This is a genomic window from Rhodopseudomonas sp. B29 (assembly GCF_000333455.1).
Lineage (GTDB): Bacteria > Pseudomonadota > Alphaproteobacteria > Rhizobiales > Xanthobacteraceae > Rhodopseudomonas.
On the sequence record NZ_BADD01000535.1, the window covers coordinates 1 to 1,882 of the forward strand.

Annotated in this window: 1 protein-coding gene; it reads right to left on the minus strand. The window is 61.9% G+C overall.

Annotation, left to right across the window (positions count from 1 at the left end; all coding sequences use genetic code 11):
• A partial coding sequence (locus tag I5M_RS30110; RefSeq protein ID WP_244432050.1) for a S8 family peptidase occupies positions 1-1,733 on the minus strand: 1,733 nt, incomplete at its 3' end.
• Between the last annotated feature and the right edge of the window lie 149 nt (positions 1,734-1,882).

Genomic DNA, 1,882 nt, shown 5'->3' on the forward strand with positions numbered 1-1,882 from the left:
GGGCCGCCCGGCACCAGCAGCGTGCCGTCGATATCGATCCGGGTATTGGCCGTGGCGGTCAATGTCACGTTGCCGTTGAAGGTCAGCGAACCGACCGAATTGCCATTCAGCACCGTGCCGGCCGCCACCGATCCGCTGGCAATTAGATCGCCGATATTGGCCATCTTGCCCGGCGACAGAGTGCCGGCCACCACCGTATCGCCGTTGACCGTGCCGAAGCCGGCGAGTGTCGCCGGCTGAGCGACGTTGAGCTTGCCGTCCGCCGCCAATGTCAGCGTGCCGTCCACAGCGAGCGTGCCGAGCTGGGTGGAAACGTTGCCATAGGCAGTTGTACGGCCGGAGATCGTCAGAATGCCGTCTCCGATCTTGCTGAAGGCCCCTGCCGTGGTGAGAGCCTGACTCCAATAGGTCGTCTGATCGGCAGCGACCGATACGGATGTATCAGCAGCCAGCGTAGTCGGGCCGGCGGTGGCGCGGTCGAGCCGGATCAGGCCCTGGCCGAACACCTTGTCGAGACCTGGAGCGCCGAGATCCTCGGTGGTGGAGAACAGCAGATGCGCGAGGTCCTGGGCGTTGTAGGTCGGATTGGCCTGGATCAGCACGGCGATCGCGCCCGATACGGTCGGCGCCGCCATCGAAGTTCCTTCCAGGAACCCATAGGTGTTCACCGGGATGGCCGAGTAAACCATCGGGCCTGTGTATTGATCGCCGCCCGGTGCTGCAACGCACCAGCTCGCAGTGACGCCGCACAGGTTCGAGTACCATGCCGGCGCCTTGGTGATACCGACCGACATCACCGAAATGACCTGGCCCTTTTGGTCCTGCAAGGCCGTGAAGTCGTAGTTCCCGCCTTGATCGTCATAGACGCCGAGGTTGGCGTGCGCCGGGTTCAGGAACGGCATCAGAGCAAGACCCGACGGATTGCGGGCGGCTATGGGATTGTCCTTGCGATCATTGCCGTTGGCGGCAACGATGATCTTTCCGGCCTGCAAAGCATTCAACATCGCATTGGCTTCGTCGGTCGGATTGTAGACCTTCCATTGCGTCAGATTGAACTGACCGTCGAAGTCCGGACCATAGCTGGCATTGTAGACCATCGCGCCGCTGAGGCTCGCGAAGTAGTTCAGTGCCTTGACCGAGGCATCACCGCCGCCGGCGACCGAATAGCCGTCGCCGGTCAAGATGCGCAGCGGAATGATATTGGCGCCGTAGGCGACGCCATGCGCATCGACATTGTCGAATTTCTCTGCGGCAATGATGCCGGACACGTGAGTCCCATGATTGTCGGGGTCTTTCTGATCCGTGAGCGGAGTCAACTCGGTCGGATCGAACGTCGTGCCGTTCTTGACCACGTAGTTTTGGCCGAGACTGGTGAGGAATTTGTTCGATAACGCGGCATTGCCGAGATCGAAGCCCGTATCGGCGACCACGACATTGACGCCGGCGCCGGTGAAGCCGCGCGAGTAAGCGGTCTGAGCGCCGATGGCCGTCAAATTCCAGGTCTGATCGCTTGTCGACGGCAGAGAGGTGGGAAAATTCGGTGAGTTGTTGTTGGCCATTGCGACGTTCTGATTGAACGCCGTTCCCACGCTTGCCGAGGCGGTTCGTGCCCCGAGGACTTGCGCCGCATTCGGCGCCAGCGTCATCGGCTGGCCCGACGTGAGCACACCGAGATCCGCCGCCGTGGTCAGATTGCGCGTCGACAACGGCGCCAGGGTCGCGACGTGACTCACCACCGCATCGCGCAGTCTCGGATTTCGATAAGTGCTGTCGTAGACCTGCGCTCACAGTCCAAGTTCGCCCTGGCGCAACGCCTCGGCGAATCTTGCTTTGAGCTCGGCAGGGAGCACCCGANTTGGGCGCTGTTTTCGGGTTTGCTGGA